Consider the following 23652-nt stretch of genomic DNA (forward strand, 5'->3'; position numbering starts at 1 on the left):
TGGGATGCGCGAACTTCTGGCTATTCGCTGAGCGACACGGGTCGTCCGAAAGGCGCCGTGCGTGACGCCGCGCGTCGAGAAGCCAGAAGTTCTGGCATCTCGGTGTCGGGTAGCGCGAAGGAGTGGCAGCTCGGTGAGCCGGGCGGCTCAGCGCACGAGCCCAGTCTCGGCCGCTACCCGGCGTCGCGGCCGCGGAGGCGGTCGATGTCGCGACGTTCGCGCTTCGTCGGGCGGCCGGCGCCGCGATCGCGGACGGGGACGAAGGCCGTCATCTCGCGCGGCGGCGGCGGAGGCGTGCGGTCCTCGACCGCCTCTGCGGCGAGCGTGGCACCCACGCGCTTGGAGATGGTCTGCTTCACGACCAGGATGCGGTCGAATCCCGAGATGCGCACGCGCAGCTCATCGCCCGGCCGCACCGGCTGCGCGGCCTTCGCTCGCTCGCCGTTCACGCGGACGTGGCCGGCGCGGCAGGCCGCCGTCGCGGCCGAGCGCGTCTTGTAGATGCGGACGGCCCAGAGCCAGGCGTCGACGCGGGCGCCCGTCATGCGCCGGCGACCTCGGTCTGCGGTGACCGCCGTGCACGCAGGCCGTCGGCGACGACGACGCCGGCCGCGATGAGTCCCTGGCCGAGGCAGTAGGTGATCATGACGAGCGGGCTCGTCCAGTCGGGCATGGCGTCGGGCGTGAAGAGACGGAACGCGAGGATCGTGTCGGAGGCGAGGAAGAACGCGCCGCCCCACGCGATGAGCGGATGGCAGCGGGATGCCGCGGCCGCCGTCCCGCCGAGCACGAGGCCGTAGAGGGCGACCGGGATGAGCAGCGCCCCGAGGTTCGGCCACAGGATGAGCAGGAGCCCGATCCACCACACGGCGTAGACGGCCGCCCACGGCGGGAGCGGACGTTCCGCGAGCACCCGCCAGAAGAGCCAGATGTAGCAGAGGTGCGCGAGCCCGAAGCAGAGGAGCATCATGGGCAGCTCGGGTGCGAAGGGGAAGAACGTGCCTGCGCCGTCGCCGAGCCACGAGAGCGCGAGGGCGGCGAAGAGCAGCGTGTAGGCGAGCCCCCAGCGCGAGCCGCGACCGGCGACGAACACGCCGACCGCGAGGGCGGGCATCAGGAGCAGCTTGGTCGGGGCGGCGACGGCATCGGCGCCGACGGCGAGGGCGGCGATGTGGACCAAGGCGATCGCGGCGTACAGCGCGAAGCCCCACCACCGAGCCCAGGGAAGGGATGACACGCGGTCCATCGTAGGTCGCGCCGGCGCTCGCTCTGCGAGTTCGTTCAGGTGACGTCGAGTGCGACGACGACCCGATCCGGCTTGGGGCGGGCGACTTCGACGAACCCGGCATCCCGGAAGGTCGAGAGGACGCCGTAGTAGAGCTCGTTCGACGGCTTCTTGGGGGACTCAGAGGTGTCGACAGGGTAGGCCTCGATGAGTCGTGCGCCGTTCTCGCGGGCGAAGTCCACCGCCGCTGCGAGGAGCCGAGCCGTGAGCCCTGAACCGCGATGCTCCTTTCTCACGACGAAGCACGAGACCGCCCACACCGACTCGTCCTCGAGCGGCTCGCGGGTGCTCTCGTTGATGATCCTCGTGCGCGCGATGCGGATCTGGCTCGTCCTCGGGCCGATGCGCACCCAGCCGGCGGCCTCGCCGTCGACGTACGCGATGAGCGCGGGCGGTGGCCCCGCCGTGACCTCGTGGCGGAGCAGCTCCTGACGCTCGGCCTGCGAGGTCTTCTGCCACTCGGCGTTCGTCAGCGTCCACCACTGGCACTGGCAGCTGCGGCCGTCGCCCCCGCCGGTCAGCGCGTGCTGGGCGTCGTCGAAGCGGTCGGATGTCGCGGGCTCGATCGTCACGGTGGGCATGCGGGCACGCTACCCGCGGCCTCCGACACCGGCAAGGCGCGCACCTCGGTTCGCGAGCACTCCATCGACCGGGTAGGATAGGGGAGTTGCCCGCGCTCCGGCTCGGGCATCGGGATGTGGCGCAGCTTGGTAGCGCACTTGACTGGGGGTCAAGGGGTCGCAGGTTCAAATCCTGTCATCCCGACCACAACGAAGAAGGGGTCGGCCGAAGGCCGGCCCCTTCTTCACGCATCGGCGCAGTGCGGGGCGGTCCGAGACCGACGCCGGCGCTCGGTAGCCTGGATACATCGACACTCTGACCGCCTTCCGGAGCCCCGCTCTGCTCAGCCGCGAGGTGCTCGCCGGCATCGTCACGACTCTCGCGCTCATCCCCGAGGTGATCTCTTTCTCGGTGATCGCGGGCGTCGACCCGAAGGTGAGCCTCATCGCGTCGGTCGTGCTGGCTCTGAGCATGTCGGTCCTGGGCGGACGCACCGCGATGGTGACGGCGGCGGCCGGCTCGGTCGCGCTCGTGGTCGCGCCGCTCGTGAAGGACCACGGGGTGCAGTACCTTCTGCCGGCGGTGGTCCTCGCCGGCATCGTGCAGATCGCCTTCGGAGCGCTGGGACTGGCCCGGCTCGCCCGGTTCATCCCGCGGAGCGTCATGCTCGGGTTCGTCAATGCGCTCGGCATCCTGATCTTCGTCGCGCAGGTGCCCCACCTGATCGACGTGCCGTGGGTCGTCTACCCCCTCTTCGCGCTCACCGTCGTGATCGTGCTCGTGCTCCCGCGCTTCACGAGGGCCGCGCCCTCGCCTCTCGTGGCGATCGTCGTGGTGACCGCGATCGTCATGATCGCGGGGCTCAGCGTGCCGAACGTCGGCGACGAGGGTGAGATCGGCGGTGCACTGCCCGGCATCACCCCCCTTCTCGTGCCGCTGAACCTCGACACCCTGCAGCTCATCTGGCCGACGGCCCTCAGCATCGCGTTCGTCGGGCTCATGGAGACCCTTCTCACGGCGAAGCTCGTCGATGACATCACCGACACCCGGTCGCACAAGAACCGCGAATCGTGGGCGCTGGGGATCGCGAACATCCTCGCGGGCTTCTACGGGGGCATCGCCGGGTGCGCCATGATCGGCCAGACGATCGTGAACGTGAAGATGGCACGCGCGCGCACGCGCATCTCGACGTTCGTGGCCGGCCTCGCGCTCCTCGCCTTCGTGACGCTTCTGAGCGATCTCATGGCGCAGATCCCGATGGCGGCGCTCGCGGCGGTCATGATGATCGTCGCCCTCACCACGGTCGACTGGCACAGCGTGCGCCCGTCGACTCTGCGGCGGATGCCTGTTCCCGAGACGCTCGTCATGGTGGTGACGGTCGTCGCCGTCGTCGCCACCGGCAACCTCGCGATCGGTGTGGTGGTCGGCGTCGTGCTGGCGATGGTGCTCTTCGCCCGTCGAGTCGCGCACGTCATCACCGTCGACCGCACGGTCGACGGTGAGGTCGCCCGGTACGCGGTGCACGGGCCGCTCTTCTTCGGCAGCAGCAACGACCTGGTTGAGAGGTTCTCCTATGGGGTCGACCCGCCCAAGGTCGTGATCGACTTCAGAGACTCGCAGATCTGGGACGCGTCGAGCGTCGCCGCCCTCGACGCGGTCGTGACCAAGTACCAGCGCCACGACATCGACGCCGTCATCGAGGGGCTCGATCAGCGCAGCGCCTACTTCCACGGCCGGCTGTCGGGGCACCTGGGGATCACCCCGGGGTGACGGTGCGCCGCGGTCGTCAGCATCCCCGTCAGCGGCACCTCACTCGCCGTCGGCGGCGGCCGAATCCGGAAACTGCAGCGCGCCGCTCGCATCGCCGCCCGCGATGACCGGCACCCCGGAATCCTCGAGCACGTTGCCCAGCGCATCGGTGACACGGAACGAGAGCGTGCCATCGCCGGGGCTGGTCGTCTGGACGAAGTAGTTCCCTGCGTCCCGTGCCATCGCCACCCAGTCGCCCCCCTGCTGCACGTGGACAGACGCGATGGCGTGGCGATGGTTCCGGACCTGCACGGAGGTCCAGTACGGATTGCATGCGTCGCTGAAGTGGTAGACGATCGGGCCGGACACCGGGCTCGGGATGTACTGCCAGGTGATCGGGACCCGTCCGGCCACGAGTGAGGCGATTCGGGAGAACGCGGCTGGGTTGAGGTCGATGCCGCCCGGCGCGCAGCCGGGGCACTCGTCGATGATCTGGATGTCGACCGAGCCCTCCGGACCGTGGATGCGTATGCAGCTGCCGCACGCCATGGAACCGTTGAAGTCGGCGGAGTTCAGCGCTCCCACCAGCGCGTCGTCATGCGGGTCGGGAAATCCGCAAATGCCCTTCAGGAAGCTCAGGCAGGTGGCGACGCCCTCATGCAGCTCCGGCCACGGGCCGCCGTCAGGCGCCGAGCCGTCAGGAGTGATCGGAACGGGCACCGGGGGCGGGTCGTCCGGGGTCGGGGCCGGGTCATCCGGTTGCGATACCGGCTGCGGCGTGACCCCCTGCGGACCGGACGGCGAGATCGGTGACCCGCTCAGCTCGGCGGCCACCCGCAACTCCAGCGAGAGGTCGACCCCCGATGTGTGCAGGACGACACTCATCTGCGGAGTATTCCCCCGCTCATCTGCGCCGGGCGGGAACCTGGCGACGACCCTCAGATCGAAGGCGGCAGCTCCAGAGCCTTCCGCCGACTCCCGCACCTCCGGCCCGTGCGAAGCGATCGTCACCTCCGCGCCCGAGTCCGCACCCGGCGCCATACCTCGGCTCCTCCCCGCGGGCTCGTCCGCGCCTCCTGTGTCGTCCGGCATCGATCTCCCCGATCGCTCGCGCTGCACCGCAGACTCTCTCACCCCATCGCTGCGTTGGGCGTCAAAGTACTCCCACCTGCGCCCACCGTGCCAGTGGGCGCGGCGACCAGGCGAGGAGGCCGAGGCTGCGGGGGAGGTGGTCAGGAGGGGCGGGTCGTGGTCGTCCTGTTCGCCACCCTCATCGGATGGGTGCTGACACCGCGCCGTGACCGCCAGGCCGTCGCCCCAGCGACGCGCGTCCGTCGCGGAGTGCGCGTCCTCGGAACCCGCGCGTCTCACAGCGGTAACACGGTTGTCGTAGCATCGCGCCAGCAGTGTGATCCCTTGTGCGAGTTCCGTCCCGGGATGAGGTGAGGATGGCGTGACGGCTCCGGGTTATGAAGTCAGCGTCTGGGAGCGCTACGCCACCGAATTCGCTCTCGCCTACGCCGACAATCCCACCCGCATCCGGGCGGTGCGGGAGGCATATGTCGTGCACGGGTTCGACGTCGACCTGATAGCCGAACTCAGCGGCTTCCCCGTGTGGAGGATCCGCCAGGCGATATCCGACGGGCTTAGACAAGGGGACTGACGAGTCGTCGGGAGGGTCAGCTCTGGGCGGCGATCGCCGTTCGCAGCGTTCCAGCCGGCAGCCCGAGAGCCCAATCGGTGATGTCGGCGACGGCGTGCGTGTGCGCGGGATGCGGGTTCTCGACCGCGCTGTTGACGTAGGAGCCGACGCCGTCGACGGCGATGAGGATCCGGATGCAGGCGGTCTCGGCATCCGTCATCGGGAAGTCGCCCGTCGCGATGCCGTCCTCGATGATGCCGATGAGGCGCTCGCGGTCCAGGGCGTCCTGCTCCTGCAGCGCCTCATCGAGGGCAGGGCTGAAGCGCGAGAGGTGCCGCGCGTTGAGCCACATCCGGGCGAGCGGCAGGGATGCGCCGCTCTCGATGTGGCCGATGAAGTGCGCGAGACGCCCGAGCGGATGACCCGACACGGGGAAGAAGTGCTCGCGCTCGACCACCGCCGCGCGCACGAAGGCCTCGATGACGAGGTCCTCCGCGGCGGGGAAGTAGTGCGTTATCAGCCCCGGACGCACCCCGAGCCGCTCGGCCACGGCGCGCAGCGTGATGCGCTCGAGCCCTTCGTCGAGCGCGATCGCGGCGGCGTGCGACAGGATCTCCTCCCGTCGCTCCTCGGGACGCTTGCGGGTACGGACCGCTGCAGGACTTGACGTCACGCGTCCCATGCTATTGAATGTGTGACCAATAGTCCATTGGGCATGTGACCAATAGCAACGACGCTTCCCCGAGAGGAACACCGTGACCCACACCGAGCCTCAGGTCGACGACGAATACGTCGACACCGCCTCCCGACCCGAGACGCGGGGGATCGAGCTCGTCAGCGACGCCGAACGCCATGGCCGCGCGCGCGATCTCTTCTTCATCTGGGCGGCGCCGAATGTCAGCATCCTGAATCTGACGATCGGTGCGACGCTCATCCTGCTCGGTCTCGAGGTGTGGCAGGCGATCGCCGTCATCATCGCCGCCGCGCTGCTGTGGGTCTTCCCCGGCATCATCGCCGGCAGCGGGCCCGCGTCGGGGACGTCCGGCTCGGTCGTGACGCGCGCGATGTACGGGATCCTCGGCAACAAGCTCTTCGTGGCGTTCGTCGGGTGGTTCATCGGCGCCGTGTTCCTGTCGCTGACGTGGCTCGCGTCGTCCTTCATGGGCGCGGACCTGCTGCGGCGGCTGGGGCTCGAGGATCCCGTGTGGGTGCCGATCGGGGTGACGGTCGTCGTCGCGACGATCACGATCCTCGTCGCGATCTTCGGCCACGGCCTGATCGTGCGCGCGTACTCCTACATGGCCGCCGCGCTCTTCGTCATCTTCCTCCTCGTCACCGTGTTCATCCTGCCGACGGTCGACTGGCAGTACGCGGCGCCCGAGCCCCTGAGCGGGGTCGCGCTGTGGTCGTCGATCGCGATCGGGTTCACGATCCTCGCCTCGACGCCGCTGTCCTTCATCAACAGCCCCGACATCGCGCGGTACCTCCCGCGCACCACCAAGCCCTCCCACATCGCGCTCGCGACGGGGCTGGGCGGCGGCATCCCGTTCGTCGTCTTCACGACGGTCGGCGTGCTCCTGGCGACGGGGCTGAGCGGCGAGGCGTTCGAGGCCGGGATCGACGCGGCGCTGCTCGACCTGCTGCCCGCGTGGCTCGGCCCCGTCCTCGTGATCGGCGTCGTCATCAACACGATCGCCCTCAACGCCATGACGACGTACACGTCGAGCATGGCGCTGCAGGCGATCGGGTTCCGGCTGCGTCGCATCCCCGCCGCGATCATCGTGGGCGTCGTGGGCACGGCGCTGACGATCTACCTCGTCCTGTCGTCGAGCCTCCTCGAGGCGGCGAACCTCATGCTGCAGTTCCTCGTGATCGTGTCCGGCCCCGCGATGGCGATCTTCGTCGTCGACGTGCTGCTGCGCCGCTACGCCTACGACGGACTCGAGCTGTTCGACGACCATGCCGGCGGGCGGTTCTGGTACACCGGTGGGTGGAGCATCCCCGGGTTGATCGCGCTGCTCGCCGGCGGTCTCGCGACGGCCGCGTGCCTCGCGACGAGCGTCTGGGCCGGACCGATCGCGGAGGCGACGGGGTACATCGACCTGTCCGTCCCGGTCGGCATGCTCGTCGCCGCCGCGCTCTACGCAGGCCTCCTGCGCACGCCGCTCGGAAAGAAGGGCCGAACGTGATCACGCGCTACGTCAACGGCCGGGTGTTCACGGCAGACCCCGCTCCAGACAAGGCCTGGGCCGACGCCTTCGCCGTCGACGGCGACACCATCGTGTTCGTCGGCGACGCCGAGGCGGCGCCGGAAGGGGCCGCGACCGTCGACCTCGAGGGCCGGCTCGTGCTGCCGGGCTTCACCGACGCGCACACGCACCTGCTCATGATGGGAGCGGCTCTCGGGCAGGTCCATCTGACCGACGCCCGGTCGCTGGACGAGATCCAGGCGCGACTGCGCGAGGCTCGGGCCCAGAATCCGGATGCTGTCGTCCTCCGCGGCCGCGGATGGCTCTTCGACTCCCTGCCCGACGGAGCGCCGACGGCGGCCATGATCGATGCGGCGGTGTCCGACATCCCCGTCTACCTCGACGCGAACGACTACCACTCGTGCTGGGTCAACAGCGCGGCGCTCGCCGAGCTCGGCATCACCCGCGACACCCCTGATCCGCTCGGCGGCGAGATCGCTCGGGATGCTGTCGGCCAGCCCACCGGGATGCTCTACGAGACCGCGGCCACGCAGTACGCGTGGGCCCACCGCGACGCGACAACCACCGACGCGGACCGTGACGAGGATGTGCAGCGCGCGATCGACGCGTATCTCGCGAGCGGCGTGACGGGCGTCGTCGACATGGCGTTCGACGAGTTCGGGCTCGAGGCCTTCGAGCGCGCCCGCACACGTCACGGCGGGGAGCTTCCCCTGCGGGTCGCCGCGCACTGGATCATCACCAACACGGGAGACGACGCGGCGAACCTCGCCCAGGTTGCGCGCGCGGCCGAGCTCGCCGCCGCGCCGTCGTCGGCCTGGCTGCGGGTCGTCGGCATCAAGCTCATCCTCGACGGGGTCATCGACGCGTGCACGGCGGCGCTCCGCCACCCCTACGCCGACGGATCGAACGCCGAGCCCATCTGGCCGCTCGCGCAGCTGAAGCCGGTCGTCGCCGCAGCCGACGCCGCCGGCCTGCAGATCGCGCAGCACGCGATCGGCGACTACGCGAGCGAGATCGCGCTCGACGCCATCGAGCACGCCGTCGCCGAGAACGGCCCTCGAGCGCGACGCCATCGCGTCGAGCATCTCGAGTACGCGGCGCCCGGGACGGCCGAGCGGATGGCGCGGCTCGGGGTGACGGCATCCATGCAGCCGGTGCACTCCGACCCCGCCATCTTCGCCAACTGGGCCGAGATGCTCGGCGACGAGCGCGTCGAGCGCGCCTTCCCGTGGCCCGAGTACGAGGATGCCGGAGCGCTGCTCGCCTTCTCGACCGACGCCCCGACCGCGCCGCACGACGCCCTGGCGAACATGTACATCGCGTCGACTCGCGCCTCCGCGCTCGACCGGTCGGTCCCCGCGACCCACCCGCAGTACGCGCTGCCGCTCGACCGGGCCATCGGCCACGCGACGCGCGACGCGGCGGCATCAGTCGGCGACGGCGGCTGGCGCGGCCGCATCGCTCCCGGATTCGCCGCCGACGTCGTCGTGCTCGACACCGACCCGTTCGAGGCCGGCGCCGCGTCGCTCCTCGAGGCGCGGGTCGTCGAGACGATCGTGGCGGGACGCACGCGGTACCGGAGCTGACGCCGCCGCTGGTCAGCCCGACGGCCGGCGTTCGAAGCAGCGCAGCCGCGCCCGCTCGTCCCATGACGGCACCTCGACGAAGCCGGGGTCGAGGCGGGCCCCCGGCCGATCCAGAGCGTCTAGGACGCTTCCGCACTACTGGCAACCCCGGTGCGCGAGCGGCCCACCTCTGTTCGACTGGTCGCACAGGTGCGGACCGGCGCTCGCCGAGCAGCATCCCGAATGCGCGCCGCCGGGCGACCGAGATCGAGGAGGAATCATGCAGCGAGACCCGAATCACTCGAGCCAAGCCGAAGGCGAAGATCCGGAGCGCCCCGCGGAGGGCTCCGCAGAGCTCCAGAACGGCCGTCCCTCACAGGCGGAAGGCGAGGATCCGAACGCCTCGAACGCCTCGACCGGGGACGATCGCTGAGCGACGCCGGGATCGGCATCCGTCGGTCACTCGTGCTCCGGGAGCACGGGCGTCGACCAGCCCGGATCGCGACCGAGCTGCGCGGCGCGCGCGACGGAGGTCGCTCCGAACCGATCGCGGACCGCGTCGAGCACCGTGTCGAGCCGGGCCCCGTCCTCGAAGTCGATGGGCAGCTCGGGCGGAGCGTCCTCGGCGCGCCCGAGCTGGGAGAACGTGACGCCGATGAGGGTGATGCCGCGCTCCTCGATCTCGGGCAGCGCCGCCGCGAGCAGGCCCTGGGCGACCGCGAGCAGCACCGCGGTGCGCTCGGTCGGGAAGCGCAGACTCCGCGACCGGGTCGCTCTCGCGAAGTCGCCGTAGCGCAGGCGCAGCACGACGGTGCGGCACACCCGATCCTTGTCGCGAAGGCGGCGGGCGAGCCGGTCGACGATCTGGGTCAGGATGACCTCGATCTCCTCGGGGGAGCGCGGCCGGCTGCCGAGCGCACGCTGCGATCCGATCGATCCGCGCCGTCGTGTGGTGTCGACCGGACGCGGGTCCCGCAGTCGGGCCAGCGCGTGCAGGTGCGCGCCGGCCGCCCTGCCCAGGAGCCGCTCGGCGGTCGCCTCCTCCAGTTCGGCCAGCTCGCCGACGGTGTGGATGCCGAGCCCGTGCAGCTTCTCGGCGGTCTTGGCGCCGACGCCCCACAGGCGTTCGACCGGCAGGGGGAGCAGGAACGCCTCCTCGCGCTCGGGCTCGACGATGAGCAGTCCGTCCGGCTTGCTGACGGCGCTCGCCACCTTGGCGAGGAACTTCGTGCGCGCGATCCCGACCGAGATGGGGAGCCCGACCTCCGCACGCACCCTCTCGCGCAGGCGCACCGCGATCTGCTCGGGGGTGCCTGCGATGCGCCGGAGGCCGCCGACCTCCAGGAACGCCTCGTCGATCGAGATGCCCTCCACGAGCGGAGTCGTGTCGCGGAAGATGTCGAACACGTCCTTGCTCGCCGCTGAGTACGCCTCCATGCGCGGCGGGACGACGATCGCGTGCGGGCACAGGTCCCGCGCCTGTCGGCCGCCCATCGCGGTCCGCACGCCCCAGGCCTTCGCCTCATAGCTCGCCGCCAGCACGACGCCGCCGCCGACGATGACGGGCCGGCCCCGCAGCTCGGGCGCGTCGCGCTGCTCGACCGACGCGTAGAACGAGTCGAGGTCGGCGTGCAGCACGGTCGCCTCGCCCCGCATCCCGCCCTCCTGCCGATCGCATGTCCTGCGAATCGTCGCACGCACCGCGGACATCCACCCATGCCGCTCGAGCAGGGCGCTCGCTAGAGTGCCGTCATGGGGGAGGACGTCCCGGCACAGGAGTTCACCCGCGCCGACCGCACGCGTCACCGTGAGAAGGTCCGGCGCAACCTCGACGTGTTCGCGCGGATGCTGCGCGAGGCGCATTTCGACACCGACGACCCGCTGACGGGCCTGGAGGTCGAGCTGAACCTCGTCGACGAGACGGGCGATCCCGCGCTGCGCAACGCCGAGGCGCTCGAGGCGATCGCGGACCCGGCGTTCCAGACCGAGCTCGGACAGTTCAACATCGAGATCAACGTGCCACCCGCCCGCTTGCGCGAGGGCGGCCTCACGACCTTCGAGGAGGGACTGAGGCGCAGCCTCAACAACGCGGAGGAGCGGTCAGCGAGCGTCGGCGCGCACCTGGTGATGATCGGCATCCTGCCGACCCTCGCCGAAGGGCACCTCCGGCCCGACAGCATCAGCGCCAATCCGCGCTACCGGCTGCTCAGCGAACAGATCCTCAACGCGCGCGGGGAGGACATCTCGATCTCGGTCGACGGGCCTGAGCGGCTCGTGACCACGTCGGAGTCGATCCTTCCCGAGGCCGCGTGTACGAGCACGCAGCTGCATGTGCAGACCTCGCCGGAGGACTTCGCAGCCTACTGGAACGCGTCGCAGGCGATCGCGGGCGTCCAGCTGGCAGTCTCGTCCAACTCCCCGTACCTGCTCGGGCGGGAGCTGTGGCGCGAGACGCGGATCCCGCTCTTCGAGCAGGCCACCGACACCCGCAGCGAGGAGCTGAAGGCCCAGGGCGTGCGACCGCGCGTGTGGTTCGGCGACAGCTGGATCACCTCGGTGTTCGACCTGTTCGAGGAGAACGTCCGGTACTTCCCGGCCCTCCTGCCGATCGTCCACGACGACGATCCGATGGAGGTGCTGGAAAGCGGCGGGATTCCGGCCCTCGCCGAGCTGCGACTGCACAACGGCACGATCTACCGATGGAACCGGCCGATCTACGACATCGCGGGAGGGGTGCCCCATCTGCGCGTGGAGAACCGGCTGCTCGCGGCCGGCCCTACGGTGGTCGACATCATGGCCAACGCGGCGTTCTATTTCGGGCTCGTGCGCGCGATCGCCGAGAGCGAGCGGCCGCTGTGGTCGCAGCTGTCGTTCACCGCCGCCGAGGACAACTTCCACACCGCCGCACGCGACGGCGTCGATGCGCAGCTGTACTGGCCCGGGGTCGGACAGGTCCCGGCGACTGAGCTCGTGCTGCGACGCCTGCTGCCGATGGCGCACAGGGGGCTCGAGGCCTGGGGGGTCGAGGCATCCGTCCGCGACCGACTGCTGGGCATCATCGAAGGGCGCTGCCTGACTGGGATCACCGGCGCCGGCTGGTTCGTCGACCGGATGCATCGCCGCTCCGGCATGGAGCGCTACGACGCGCTGCGCGCCACGCTGCTCGAATACCGCGAGGCGATGCACACGAACGAGCCCGTCCACACGTGGGAGTGAGGCCCCCGGCGCTGTCGCTAGGGCCTCGGCCCGCGGGATGTCAACCCGTTCGCCGCCGGCCGTCCGCCGCCTAGCCTGATCGGATGGCAGTGACCGAGCTGTGGTTGGTGAGACACGGCGAGAGCGTCGCGAACGTGGCCGCGACCCAGGCGGAGATCGACGGCCTGACCGTCATCCCCATCGACATCCGCGATGCCGATGTGCCGCTCTCGCAGACCGGTCGCGACCAGGCGGCCGCGCTGGGGGCGTGGTGGGAGTCGAATCGGGCGGCGGTCGACGTCTGCTGGGTGTCGCCGTACGAGCGTGCGCGCGAGACCCTGGCCATCGCCCGGGGCGCCGCCGCGGAGGATCCCGCCACCGTGGTCGACGAGCGGCTGCGCGACCGCGAGCTCGGGATCCTCGACCTCCTCACGCGTCGTGGCGTCGCCGAGCTCCATCCCGAGGAGGCCGAGCGCCGGCGTCACCTCGGCAAGTTCTACCACCGTCCTCCGGGCGGAGAGTCGTGGGCGGATGTCGCGCTCCGCCTGCGCTCCTTCCTCCGGGACGGCCTCGCCGCCGACCATACGTCCGCGCTGATCGTCGCGCACGACGCGGTCGTCATGCTGCTGCTCTATCTGCTCCTGCCGCTCGACGAGGCTCGGCTGCTCGAGTTCGCGGCATCCCATACGGTCCTCAACGCGTCCGTCACGCACCTCGTGAGGAACGGATCCGCGTGGGAGATCGTCGAGTTCTCGGATGTCAGCCACCTTCAGGTCGAGGGCGCGCCGGTCACCGTGCATCCCGGGAGCCCGGATGTCGAACCGGAGTGACATCCTCGTCTCACCGGAGCTCCTGCGTGAATGGGGGCTGCCGGATCCGGGCGAGTCCAAGAAGTCCCGCGGCCAGGTCGTCGTGGTGGGCGGCTCGCGGCGTTCACCGGGCGCGGTGTTCCTCGCCGGCGAGGCGGCACTCCGCGTCGGCGCCGGGAGGCTGGCGGTCGTCGTGCCCGCCTCGATCGAAGGCCAGCTGGGCGTCGTCATGCCCGAGGCCGCCGTCCACTCGCTGCCCGACCAGGCTGACGCCCCTCTGGACGAGGGGCCGAGGGATGCTGTCGAGTCCGCCGACGCCGTGCTCGTGGGGCCGGGCTTCGACGATCCGGACGAGACGCGCCACACGCTGCGGGCGGTGTCGCGGCTCGAGGTGCGCTGCCTGATCCTCGACGCCTTCGCCCTCGGCATCCTTCCGACGATCGACCGGGGCGAACTGCCGACGAACCTCATCCTGAACCCCAACCGCGAGGAGGCGGCGATCCTGCTCGGGTGGGATCCCGCCGACGGGCAGGACCCCGACCTGGGGGAGATCGCGCGGCGCTACGACGCGGTCGTCAACTGCTACGGACACGTCGTGACGCCCGCCGGCGAGTCATGGCGCGTCCCGGCAGGCGGGCCTGGCCTGGGGACCTCGGGGAGCGGCGACGTGCTGGCGGGCGCGATCACGGGGTTCGCGGCCCGCGGCGTCGGGCCCGCCCGGGCGGCGGTGTGGGGCAGCTGGGCACATGCGCGAGCGGGCGATCGCCTCACCGGACTCGCGGGCATCGGATTCCTCGCGCGGGACATTCCCCCTGAGCTGACGCGTGCGATCGCCGAGGTGATCGCGCCCCCGGGCTGACGGGGAGAGCCGCCTCCCGCACACCCCTGGCCGCCGGGGCGGACTGCGCGCTACGCGCGTGCGATGCCCGCGATATGGGTGTTGAACGGGAGGAACGGCGTGTGGATCCGGTAGCGATCCACCGTGACGCTCGCGAATCCGGCGGAGCGGATCTCACGCTCGAGGTCTCGTTCGCACGAGCAGCCCTCGAACGTCCACGCCCACGGACGGCGGAGGATCCGCTGCACCGCTCTGGTCGCCGTCCCCGACGGTGCGACGACGTGTTCGAGGAAGCGGAAGGCGCCACCCGGGCGGAGGATGCGCCGGATCTCGGCGAGCACGACCGCCGGATCCCGCACGGAGCACAGCACGAGCGACGAGATCACGCAGTCCGCGCTGCCGTCGGGGAGGCCGGTCTGCTCGGCCATGCGCTCACGCAGGTCGAGCTCGACGCCATGCCGGCGCGCCGCCTCCTGCAGCTGCTCGTGCATCGATCGATTGGGTTCGATGGCCACGAGGGTGCTGCCCGGGGAGAGATAGCGCAGGTTGGCGCCGACGCCCGGCCCGATCTCGACGACTTCGTGGGGAAGGCCCGCGTAAACGCGTCGCTTCCGGCTGCGCAGGTTGAGGTCGATGTACGGGTCCATCAGCCGGAAGAACGCCGCGTTGAACGGACCGCGCAGGGGATGCTGCTCGAAGGCGATCCCGGTCGGGCGGGTGATCTTGGTGGTGGTCATGTCTGCTCCTGGGGCGTCGTGGTCGATGACCCCAGCGTCGCCCGCTCCGCCTGCCGGCGCAGGCGGGGAACTACCTCACTTCCGGCCCGGACCCCCTCGCTGAGAGGCGTACCAGGTCGCGATCTGTGCTCGTGACCGGAAGCCGAGGCGCACGCGGATCCTCTCGACATGGCCTTCGGCGGACCGCTCGTCGATGCCGAGGCGGAGGGCGATCTCACGGTTCGTGCAGCCGGCGCTGACCAGGGCGGCCACCTCGATCTGCCGCGGGGTGAGCGCTCGCGGTGCACGCCGCAGGCTGCGCAGGCCGAGGAACCGGCGGATCGGTGCCACGAGGCTCTGTGCGTCACCCGCGTACGGAAGATGCGAGCGCCCGGGCAGCACCATGAGGTCGGCATCCGGGATGCCGTCGGCCAGCGCTCCGGCCTGCTCGACCGGCGCGGCCCGGTCCTGGGCGCGGTGCAGCACGAGCGTCGGAGCCCGGACCTGCCCGAGGAGGTCGGTGACGTCCAGGTCGTAGCTCATCGCGAGCAGAGTCCGGGCGGTATCGGCGGTCGAAGCAGCACGCTGGTAGCGGCCGAAAGCGCTGCGCATCGCGGAGTCGGCGTCGGGAGCGAAGATGTCCGTCAGCACGTCCGCCCCCAGGCCCCAGTGCGACTGGACCAGGCCGAGGATGTGGTCCCGCGCACCCGGGGACGAGATGTCCGCGCCGCGGGCCCAGCCCCCGTAGAGGACGAGGCGCCGGACGGTTTCGGGGTGCCCCCCGGCCCAGGCGACCGCGACCAGCGCACCAAGGGAGGCGCCGATCACGTCGAAGGGCTCAGGGCCGAGGAGATCCGCGAGCGCGGCGAGCTGCTCGAGCTCGTACGCCATCGAGGGCGGTCGATCCGAGCCGGGAGACAGTCCGCACCCGGCGCGGTCGTACCGCACGAGCCGGCAGCCCTCGGCGAGACTCTCGTAGAAGGCGCGCTCTTCCGGCAGGTCCCAGCTCAGCTCGAGGTGACTGAGCCATCCGCTGACGTAGACCACGGCGCGCCCGGAACCGACCGAGGCGTACGCGATCGCGGTTCCATCGGTGGTCGTCACCCGGCCGATGTGCTGCTGCACACGCTCATTATGGCGAGGGCATGCGTCGACCACAGTGTCGAGGAAAACCACGATGTCGCACCCTCGGCGGCGTGTCCGTGCAGCGTTGTGGTTTTCTGCGACGTTGTGGCGCGGAGGCGGATGCTGGGCGTGCGGGCCGCCCCCGACAAGCTGGGAGATCGGGGCGCCGAAGGGCGTCGGCGGCGCCGGAGGGACAGCATCCGTTCTGCCCGCGCGGGGGTGGACGGCCGGGCGGCCCCCACGCCGCCCGGCCGCTGATGCTCAGAACCCCGTCACGATCCCGAACATGCAGTTCTCGAAGTGGTCGAGCGACAGGTCGAGCGAGTAGATCTGACCCCACGAGTAGACGTTGAACTTGATGCGTCCGCCGCTCTCGTCGAGGCCGCCCGCGTAGACGACCCAGTGGTCCGGCCAGGGCGGCACGATCCCGTTCGGCGCCGAGAAGATGTCCGAGTGGACCATGACGAACGAGCTGCCGCCGCCGGCCCACACCTGGTGCGCGTAGCGGATGGCGTCGAACTCGCCCCAGACGAAGGTCGTGCTGTTCGAGACGTTGTCCTTCAGCAGGAGCTCGCTCGTCCAGCCCTCCATCTCCCAGGGCGTCGTCATCCCCTCGACCATGCTCTGGACGCCCGTCGAGGTCGGCGAGACCCCGAAGATGGCGTTCTCGTCGTTGCGCATCGTGGCGATCAGCATCCAGTCCGCGGGCTTCATGTTCTGGCCGGCCTGCGTCGCCCGCAGGCCCTCCGGAGCATCGACCCGGTGCGTGCGTGACCAGAAGCCGCCCGTCTCGAACAGCTGGCGGACGATGTCGACGTAGCGCCGCGGCTGCGTGCGCGCCATCTCGTACGTGATCGACGTCGGCCCGCAGAAGTTCGAGTTCACCTGGTTGATGGAGGTGGGGTTCCACCGCCGCTCGCGCAGGTCCGCGATGATCTGGGCCTTGTCGAGCCCCGGCCACATCGACGGCGCCGTGGACGCCTCGAACTGGTCGATCGCGAACGTCGCCAGGTCGCTCTCGGTGATGTCGGGCCGGTCGACGACCGAGTACGTCAGCGTGTAGTCGGCGTCGTCCTCGCGGAACGTCACCGTCGCGTGCTGCGTGTCGACCGCAGCGATCGCGGCGATGCCCAGGGCATCGTCGTCGTCGCCGGGGAAGTCGCCGTCCTCGTCGAACAGCCGCAGGGTGCAGCTGCTCGAGAAGAGGAGCGAGGCGTTCAGCGCCCAGTCCTGGTCGTTGTTGAGGTCCTGGCGGTAGGCGAAGTGCAGCTCGCCGTCGTTGTAGACCTCGAGGCGGCATTCGTCGGAGCCGAGCCAGTCCTCGGTCTTCGTGCAGTGGAGGTTCTCCAGGGTGATCTGCTTCATGATCCTTCTCCTTGTTCTCGTTGTTCTCGTGTGAGGGATGCCGGAGAGCCCTCGCTCCGGCGCGGTCGTCCGGGTGGCGGCGGTGCCATCCCGACGTGGTGGACGATCTCGGGGCGCCCCGCGACGGCGACGTCGGAGAGCGCGGTGTGGAAGGGCCGTTGCAGCGGGACGGCTTCGGCCAGGGGGAGGGATGCCGCGGCGTACACGTCGGCGGAGGCCCACTCGTCGCGGCGGGCCTGGGCGAGTACGGCCTCGCGCACGCGGTGGTCGCGGCGCAGGCGCTGGTGCGCGGACGTGAACGCGGCGACCGCAGTGACGCGGTCCGCGGCCGATGCGACGCTCACGGCGAGATTGCGGCCGGAACCCGCTCCGTCCGTGCCGACGGCGGCGTCCGCGAGCGGCCCGGCGAGTTCGGCCATCCCGGCGCGGGCGCACAGGACCCGCAGGAGGTCCCCGTCGGTGTGCGCCGGCCGCGCGTACAGCTCGACGGCGTGAGGGTCGTCGAGCCCGATGCCGATGAACCGCAGGGCTCCGGCTCCCGCCAGCGCGCGCCAGGCCTCGGGCGCGAGAGCCTCGGCGAGCTCGCGGGCCCTCGCAGGGTCGGGATCGACCTCGACGTACAGCTTGTGCGCCGTCGACACGGCGGCATGCCGGCTGCCGAGCCAGGCCCCGAACCGCAGGGGCAGTCCGTGCTGGTGACGCCGGAGGAGGTCCGCCGTCTCGGGGTCGAGCCCGGCCGAGCCGAAGAGCCGGCCGATCCGCGCGGCCTCGTCGAGGGCCGTGCGGCGGTCGTCCTCGGGTGCGATGACGTCCACGGCCGTCCGCAGCTCGTCGGTCGCGGAGGTGAACGCGACCTCGACGGGGTAGCGGGTGGGGGTGAGACAGCTCGATTCCCACGCGAGCGCGCCCACGGCCGAGCTGCGCATCGCGGCGAGCGAGACGTCCAGTTCGCGTCTCGCGCGCTCGGCGTGCGCCGGGCGCACCTCCCCGACGCGATCGAGGAGATCCGCGATGCGGCGCTCCGCGGTCGTCGTCCGGGTGAGGATGCCGGCGCTCATGTCATGCCCCCGTGACGGTGCCGTCTTCGGCCACGGTGAGGAACTCGGCCTCGCCGGTGAACGGTGCGCCGCGGACGACCTCGCCGCCCGTGCCCAGGAGCGCGGCCTGCGTCGTCGTCTCGCGGTGGGTGGGATCCACGATGCCGAGCTGGACGCGGGCGGGTGCGAGGCCTGCTCCGTCGAGCTCGAGCCGGCGCGCGATGCGGTGCGAGCCGTCGTCGTACGTGACGTCGAGCACGACCGAGGCGAACCGGCCGGCCGGCACCGAGAAGTCGATGCGGCGTTCCAGGTGGTCGGCGAACGGCGACCCGACGACGACGGTCGTCGCGGTGGCGTTCACAGGGTCGAGCGTGATCGTGCCGCCGTCGACGAGGTGGTACGTGCTCTGCACCGTGTACGGGATCTGGTCGACGTGCTCGGTCCGGACACGCCACGTCTGCGCCGCGCTGTCGGGACGCACCTCGAACCGGCGCGTGGAGGTCCAGCCGCTGCTCGACGTGTGGGTCAGCGCGACCTCGACGGACGACACCTCGAGCGGATCCAGCCGCTCGGGACGCAGCTCCACCTGGAGGAACCCGACGTGCTGCGTCGGGTCGAGCTGCAGCGTGCGGTCCTCGATGCGCCCCGGCTCGACGACGACCTCGTTGCGCTCGGCATCCCATCCGCTCTGCGGATCGAAGTGGTACTCGATGCGCGGGCGGTAGCCGAGGTCGTAGTCGGTCGCGATGGGGACGATCCAGTGCTGCGGCTGCGTGCGCGTCGCGTCGAACACGAGGTCGGTGTGGCGGTGCTTCTGCGGATGATCCGCGTCGCCGTAGTCGAGTCCGACCGCGACCGACTGCAGCCCGATCGGCTCGAAGGCGCTGGTCAGAGACACCTCGACGTCGAGCGAGCGGAAGAACGGGTCGTCGAGGTCGACCTCGAGGAAGTGGCCCGGTCCGGTGAGGTCGTCGAGCATCATGCCGATGAGCGACTGCGGCGCGTACTGCCGCGTGACGGCCTGCCGGCGGTGGTACTCGTACACGAGGGTCTTCCGCTCGACCTGCTTGATCGCCTTCATGGCGAAGGTCAGGATCGCGCCCGAGCCCGCCGTGCTCGCGCCCGGAGCCGTCGCGCCCGCGCCGGGGGCGCCGGTCGCGGGTGCGCTGGGCGCCGTGGCCCCCGGTGCCGCGGTGGTGCCCGGGGCGGCGGGCGGCGTGGCCGGCCGGGCTCCGCCGGGAGGCGTCGGCGGCGCGGTGGGCGGCGTGGTCGGCGGTGTGGCCGGCCTCGGCGGCGAGGCCGGCGCGCCCGTCGTTCCGGAAGTTCCGGGAGCGCCCGGAGCCGTCGGCGGTGCGGCGGGGGGCGCGGCAGGCGGTGCAGCGGGAGGTGCCGCGGGCGGAGTCGCGGGAGGTGCGGCGGGAGGTGCCGCAGGGGTGCCGTCGGGGCCGTTGCCGCTCATGGTGTTCCTCCAGTGGGGGTTTCGAAGATCCCGGGCACGTCCGGGATGATCAGCTCGAAGTCGTTCGTGCCGGCGATGCGCCGGCAGTCGTAGATGCCGGGCTGCACGAGCTGCCCGCCGGGGAAGACCGCCGCGACGAGGGCGTCTGGCGAGCTCGCCGACACGACGGTCTTGGTGACCGGGATGCGCACCGTGAGCGACGTGACTGCGGAAGCCGCGGCGGTGATCTCGTCGAACGCCTGGTTGCCGCCGGCTGCCCGCTGTCCGCTCGCGAGGATGCCGACTCCCGTGGTCGCGTGGGCGCGGAGCTGATCGGCGTCGGCGAACGTGAGCTCGGGGAGCGACTTGATCTCGGCCGCGATGGGTCCCGTGAAGCCGGTGGGAAGCGCGACCTGGAGCTGGCTCGAGCTCCCGGGAGGCGTCGCCGTGTCGGTCCACGTGTCGCCCACCTGATAGCCGAAGGAGTAGACGCCGTTGACGCCCTGGTTGCCGCCCTCCTCGATGAAGTGCACGAACACGTCACGCGTGGCCGGGGCGCCGGGCGCGGGCGGCGTGGCTGTTCCCCCCGGTGCGGGCGGCGTCGGAGTGCCCGTGCCGCCGGGCCTGGGCGGCGTCGCACCGCCGCCAGGCGCCCCCGGAACGGGAGGCACGGCAGGCGCCCCCGGAACGGGAGGCACGGCAGGCGCCCCCGGCGCGCGCGGCGCACCGCCCGTCCCCGGCGTCGGCGGCGTGGCGGGTGCTCCCGGCGTCACCGGTGCGCCGGGCGCCCCCGGCGGCCGCGCGGGCCCGCCGGTCGGCGGCCTCGGACCACCGGCGGGCGGCGGTGCGGGCGGCGTGGGCGGAGTCTGCCCTCCGCCTCCTGCGCCGGGACGCGTCGGCGTCCCGGTCGCGGGCTTGCCCTCGTTCTTCGGGCCGAAGAGGGCCGCGCCGCCGCCCGCACGCGGAGCCGTCGCCATCCCGCCCTGGAGCGTCCCGGGCGTGAGGGTCGGCGTGAACCACTGCGTGAGGAGGTTCTGCGTGAAGAAGTCGATCGCGGCCTTCTCCTGGTCCTGCTTGTCCTGCGCCGTGCTGAAGTTCGTGACCTCGACCTTGATGGCGCCGTTCTGCACGAGCTCTTCGATGCCGGCCTGGATCGCGACCTCGACGTAGTAGACGTTGGCGTTCAGGCCCGCGCTGAAGTGCTGGTAGATCCGCTCGAAGTCGGCCGTGATGCGCACGTCGAGCGAGGGCTGCATGGCCGTGAACGTCATCGTGTAGATGACGCCGATGGGGGCCGCGCCCTGGGCGAACGCGGCTTCGAGCAGCGTCGCGCCCTCCTGGCTGAGCGTCAGGCTGAAGACGGCGTTGTTGTCGCCGAAGAGCGACGGGACGCGCGCCCCGAGGATCGTCTGCACCGCCGTGAACGTGCCGGCGTCGCTCACCGTCGCCGTCGTCCCGCCCGGGCCCTGGAGGTTGAGCGCGACGCACTCGACGGTGCCGGAGTCGAACGGCACGGCGGTGAGCACGGCGTTGCCGGGCAGCTCGGCGCGCACCTTGCGCTCGATCTCCTCCGGCAGCGTCAAGGCGACCGTGAACATGAGGAACCCGCCGCCCGTGACGCCCTCCGCGGAGGCCTCGCGCTTGAACTTGATGAAGCTGAACTGCGGCCAGTCGTCCGCAGGCCGGCGTGCGATCTCGAGGTGGGCGGGCAGGTACCAGAACTGGTTCTCGTCCGCGTGGTCGGGGAAGACGGTGACGCCTTCCACCGTCTTCATCCCGGTTCCCAGCTGAAGCATGGTGATCTCCTCGTTCAGTCGACGCGCGCGACGATGACGTCGCCGCTCGTGGTGGTCCAGGGGGTCTCGCGCTTGAGGCCGTTGTCGAGCGTGTGGATGACGCGGTACGACAGGTCGGGGTCGCCCTCCGCGAAGTCGTACTCGACGGATGCTGTTCGCTTGTCCGGCCGCAGAGTGACCGAGTCCGCGAACCGCAGGCCGAGGGCCGTCCGCTCGTAGAGCGTCTCGACCGTCGCCTCGCGGATGCCGGAGCCGACGAGATCCACGCCGTCCGTCGTGACCGTGACGGTGCGGTGCCCGCGCATCGCCGCCGAGATGAAGATGCGGTCCTGCTCGGTCGTGGACTCCGGGATGTCGATCACGATGCCGTCGCTGCGCAGGATCGACACCGTGAACGTCACGCGCCGGCGGCTGGGGTCGGCCAGCTCCACGGCGAAGCGCTTGGTCGCCGGGTCTGCGGCGCTCAGCTCGAACGACTCGCGCTTGTGGATGCTGTTCGCCTCGTCGTCATACCGGACGTCGACGAAGACGCGGTCCACCTGCGTGCCGAACATCGCGCTCGGAGCGACGATGTCGACGACCCGGCGCGTGCCGAACGGGTCGGTGATCCGGATCTGGTCGTCCTCGGTCGTGAGGTCGCCGCTGTCGTGGTCGCGGCCGTCGATCCCGTGCAGGATGAGCCGGTAGCCGACCATCCGCTTCGTGGGATCGAGGGCGAACACGGGCCAGGCGCCGGCGCTCGCCTCCTGCGTGAGGCCGTACTGGTTCGAGATGCGGATGCCGTTCGCCTCGTCCTCGTACCGGCAGTGGATTTCGATCGTGTGGTACACGTCCCATGGGAAGTCGATGACGGTGAAGCTGACCCAGCGCAGCTCGTACCCGGCGCCGTCGCGCGGCGCGATCTGCACGACGTCGCCGTCGACCTGCATCGGGCCCGCTTTGACGCTGCGCGGCCTGCCGACGGCGGCGGTCGAGAACAGCACGTCGTACGAGACGGTCACGGGAGCCCGCATCCGTCCGCCTTCCAGCGAGCTCATCCACTCGACGGTCTGCTCGCCCTTGGACGGGTCGAGGATGACGTTCTTGACCGATCCGTCGTAGTCGAGCGAGACGTTGATCGCCTCGATCTGGTCCGTCGCGTAGTCGGCGCGGGGGATGACGCGCACGGTGCGGCGCTGGAAGAACGGGTCCTCGAGCGAGACCGAGCTGATGAAGCGGTCCCAGTCCAGGCCCTGCGTCTCGATCGACCGCACGATGCCCGGCAGGTGCCCCTGCGGATAGATCTGCCGGATGACCGACGTCCGCTCGCTCATGTCGATGTTGAGCTTCTTGCGGTCGATCCGCGTGATGTCGACCTGCTTGCGCTCCCACACCGACGACATGCCGTGCGTCGCGATCGTGCGCAGCACCCGTCCGAAGTCGTCGATGCCGTCGCCCGTCTGTCGTTCGATCGGCTCGAGGCTCGGCGTGAAGAAGTTCTCGAAGACGAGCTCGCGCACCTGCGCCATCGCCGACTCGTACCGGCCCGTCGCGCCGCCCGAGTCGTCCTCGTCCGCGACGAGGAGATCCCCCTCGATCTTGATGTACTGCTTCTCGACGAGCTCGTCGATGACCGTCTCGATCGTGGAGCTCGCGATGAGCGGAACGTTGACCGACTCGGTCTCCTCGAAGTGCTTCTGCACGCGGTCCCAGTCGGCCTCGACGTGGACCTTGTACGCGGGCCTCAGGCCCACGTACTCGAGGCTGTAGACGACGCCGATCGGCAGCATCTCGTCCCGGATCGCCTGGTCGATGACCGTCGCGCCCTCCTGGTCGAGCCGGACCGAGAAGGCGGCCTGGTTGTCGCCGTAGAGGGAGGGGGATGCCGAGTGCACGATCTTCTGGACGAACTGAGGCCCCGCGATCTCCTCCTCCTCGCGGCGGCCGGGCAGCCCCGTCTCCTCCTTGGGCGACTCCTTGCCGAAGAGCATCATGCGGACGGTCCCGCCGATGAGCGGCACGGGCGCGAGACGGGGCAGGTCGCTCAGGCCCGCCTCGCCGCGCAGCTGGTCCGCGATCGCCGCGAGCCGCTCGGGGTCGATCCCGAGGTTGCAGTCGAAGTCGAGGAAGCCGCCCGAGACGATGTCGGCGTCGGGGGTGGGCCGGCCGGTGAACTTGATGACCTGGATCTTCGGGATGCGCAGCTCGCCCTCCTGCATGACGCTCAGGTGAGGCGACATGGGCATGAAGTAGAACTGCAGCGGGTCCTCGTGGTCCGGCATGAGGCTCACGCCGTCGATCACGTAGTAGGGCGGGTTGAGGTAGAGCATGATCTCCTCGCT

At 70.8% G+C, this 23652-nt stretch carries 21 protein-coding genes and 1 tRNA gene; 9 read left to right on the plus strand and 13 right to left on the minus strand.

Translation table 11 applies throughout. The features are described 5' to 3' along the window. Positions 1 to 173: 173 nt before the first annotated feature. From ABZ477_RS18455 to ABZ477_RS18465, 3 genes are read right to left on the minus strand one after another with little or no spacing between them, the layout of a single operon-like run. Positions 174 to 545, minus strand: a complete 372-nt coding sequence (locus tag ABZ477_RS18455; RefSeq protein WP_360136180.1) for an RNA-binding S4 domain-containing protein — start codon at positions 543 to 545, stop codon at positions 174 to 176. Beyond that, positions 542 to 1237 carry a lysoplasmalogenase gene (locus ABZ477_RS18460; protein ID WP_360136182.1) on the minus strand — a complete coding sequence of 232 codons (696 nt, stop codon included), beginning with the start codon at positions 1235 to 1237 and terminating at the stop codon, positions 542 to 544. The genes ABZ477_RS18455 and ABZ477_RS18460 overlap by 4 nt, the downstream gene beginning before the upstream one ends. A gap of 44 nt (positions 1238 to 1281) precedes the next feature. Continuing rightward, a complete protein-coding gene (locus tag ABZ477_RS18465) occupies positions 1282 to 1866 on the minus strand; it encodes a GNAT family N-acetyltransferase (RefSeq protein ID WP_360136184.1) in 585 nt (194 codons plus the stop codon). Positions 1867 to 1976: 110 nt separating this feature from the next. Between ABZ477_RS18465 and ABZ477_RS18470 the strand changes: the two genes are divergently transcribed. Then, a tRNA-Pro gene (locus tag ABZ477_RS18470) sits at positions 1977 to 2053 on the plus strand. 99 nt (positions 2054 to 2152) lie between these two features. Next, on the plus strand, positions 2153 to 3616 hold the full coding sequence (locus ABZ477_RS18475; protein ID WP_360136287.1) for a SulP family inorganic anion transporter: 1464 nt from the start codon (positions 2153 to 2155) through the stop codon (positions 3614 to 3616). Positions 3617 to 3655: 39 nt separating this feature from the next. Here ABZ477_RS18475 and ABZ477_RS18480 read toward each other — a convergent pair whose 3' ends face one another. Next, positions 3656 to 4480: an expansin EXLX1 family cellulose-binding protein gene (locus tag ABZ477_RS18480; protein WP_360136186.1), complete on the minus strand. Its 825-nt coding sequence runs from the start codon at positions 4478 to 4480 to the stop codon at positions 3656 to 3658. Between the two features lie 568 nt (positions 4481 to 5048). Between ABZ477_RS18480 and ABZ477_RS18485 the strand changes: the two genes are divergently transcribed. Next, positions 5049 to 5258: a hypothetical protein gene (locus ABZ477_RS18485; protein WP_360136188.1), complete on the plus strand. Its 210-nt coding sequence runs from the start codon at positions 5049 to 5051 to the stop codon at positions 5256 to 5258. 16 nt (positions 5259 to 5274) lie between these two features. On the opposite strand, the gene ABZ477_RS18490 is transcribed toward ABZ477_RS18485, so the two are convergent. After that, positions 5275 to 5919 carry a TetR/AcrR family transcriptional regulator gene (locus tag ABZ477_RS18490; protein ID WP_360136190.1) on the minus strand — a complete coding sequence of 215 codons (645 nt, stop codon included), beginning with the start codon at positions 5917 to 5919 and terminating at the stop codon, positions 5275 to 5277. A gap of 73 nt (positions 5920 to 5992) precedes the next feature. Here ABZ477_RS18490 and ABZ477_RS18495 point away from each other — a divergent pair, with 73 nt between their 5' ends. Further along, entirely contained in the window at positions 5993 to 7426 is a 1434-nt protein-coding gene (locus tag ABZ477_RS18495; RefSeq protein ID WP_360136192.1) for a cytosine permease, read from the plus strand. Beyond that, on the plus strand, positions 7423 to 9033 hold the full coding sequence (locus ABZ477_RS18500) for an amidohydrolase (RefSeq protein WP_360136194.1): 1611 nt from the start codon (positions 7423 to 7425) through the stop codon (positions 9031 to 9033). The genes ABZ477_RS18495 and ABZ477_RS18500 overlap by 4 nt, the downstream gene beginning before the upstream one ends. A gap of 438 nt (positions 9034 to 9471) precedes the next feature. On the opposite strand, the gene dinB is transcribed toward ABZ477_RS18500, so the two are convergent. Next, the gene (gene dinB, locus ABZ477_RS18505) at positions 9472 to 10668 is read right to left on the minus strand and encodes a DNA polymerase IV (protein WP_360136196.1); all 1197 of its coding nucleotides are present in this window, start codon (positions 10666 to 10668) and stop codon (positions 9472 to 9474) included. A gap of 96 nt (positions 10669 to 10764) precedes the next feature. Between dinB and ABZ477_RS18510 the strand changes: the two genes are divergently transcribed. From ABZ477_RS18510 to ABZ477_RS18520, 3 genes are all read left to right on the plus strand, one after another. Then, the gene (locus ABZ477_RS18510) at positions 10765 to 12228 is read left to right on the plus strand and encodes a glutamate--cysteine ligase (protein WP_360136198.1); all 1464 of its coding nucleotides are present in this window, start codon (positions 10765 to 10767) and stop codon (positions 12226 to 12228) included. Positions 12229 to 12311: 83 nt separating this feature from the next. Continuing rightward, a complete protein-coding gene (locus ABZ477_RS18515; protein ID WP_360136200.1) occupies positions 12312 to 13037 on the plus strand; it encodes a histidine phosphatase family protein in 726 nt (241 codons plus the stop codon). Beyond that, a complete protein-coding gene (locus ABZ477_RS18520; RefSeq protein WP_360136202.1) occupies positions 13021 to 13875 on the plus strand; it encodes an ADP/ATP-dependent (S)-NAD(P)H-hydrate dehydratase in 855 nt (284 codons plus the stop codon). Before ABZ477_RS18515 ends, ABZ477_RS18520 begins: the two co-directional genes overlap by 17 nt. 50 nt (positions 13876 to 13925) lie before the next feature. On the opposite strand, the gene ABZ477_RS18525 is transcribed toward ABZ477_RS18520, so the two are convergent. The 5 genes from ABZ477_RS18525 to ABZ477_RS18545 form a co-directional block, all read right to left on the minus strand. Beyond that, entirely contained in the window at positions 13926 to 14591 is a 666-nt protein-coding gene (locus ABZ477_RS18525; RefSeq protein WP_360136204.1) for a class I SAM-dependent methyltransferase, read from the minus strand. Between the two features lie 75 nt (positions 14592 to 14666). After that, positions 14667 to 15695 carry an alpha/beta fold hydrolase gene (locus tag ABZ477_RS18530; protein ID WP_360136206.1) on the minus strand — a complete coding sequence of 343 codons (1029 nt, stop codon included), beginning with the start codon at positions 15693 to 15695 and terminating at the stop codon, positions 14667 to 14669. A gap of 261 nt (positions 15696 to 15956) precedes the next feature. Next, positions 15957 to 17060 carry a hypothetical protein gene (locus tag ABZ477_RS18535; protein WP_360136208.1) on the minus strand — a complete coding sequence of 368 codons (1104 nt, stop codon included), beginning with the start codon at positions 17058 to 17060 and terminating at the stop codon, positions 15957 to 15959. Next, positions 17057 to 18118 carry a hypothetical protein gene (locus ABZ477_RS18540; RefSeq protein ID WP_360136210.1) on the minus strand — a complete coding sequence of 354 codons (1062 nt, stop codon included), beginning with the start codon at positions 18116 to 18118 and terminating at the stop codon, positions 17057 to 17059. The genes ABZ477_RS18535 and ABZ477_RS18540 overlap by 4 nt, the downstream gene beginning before the upstream one ends. Before the next feature lies 1 nt (position 18119). After that, on the minus strand, positions 18120 to 19178 hold the full coding sequence (locus tag ABZ477_RS18545; RefSeq protein ID WP_360136212.1) for a hypothetical protein: 1059 nt from the start codon (positions 19176 to 19178) through the stop codon (positions 18120 to 18122). Here ABZ477_RS18545 and ABZ477_RS18550 point away from each other — a divergent pair. Next, entirely contained in the window at positions 19177 to 19605 is a 429-nt protein-coding gene (locus ABZ477_RS18550) for a hypothetical protein (RefSeq protein WP_360136214.1), read from the plus strand. The genes ABZ477_RS18545 and ABZ477_RS18550 overlap by 2 nt on opposite strands. Here ABZ477_RS18550 and ABZ477_RS18555 read toward each other — a convergent pair. Then, positions 19553 to 21331 (minus strand): hypothetical protein, encoded by a 1779-nt coding sequence (locus ABZ477_RS18555; RefSeq protein ID WP_360136216.1) that lies wholly within the window; start codon positions 21329 to 21331, stop codon positions 19553 to 19555. The genes ABZ477_RS18550 and ABZ477_RS18555 overlap by 53 nt on opposite strands. 14 nt (positions 21332 to 21345) lie before the next feature. Then, positions 21346 to 23640, minus strand: coding sequence for a hypothetical protein (locus ABZ477_RS18560; RefSeq protein WP_360136218.1), 2295 nt, complete (start codon positions 23638 to 23640; stop codon positions 21346 to 21348). Positions 23641 to 23652: the final 12 nt, after the last annotated feature.

Source organism: Microbacterium sp. NPDC019599 (assembly GCF_040632175.1).
GTDB lineage: Bacteria > Actinomycetota > Actinomycetes > Actinomycetales > Microbacteriaceae > Microbacterium.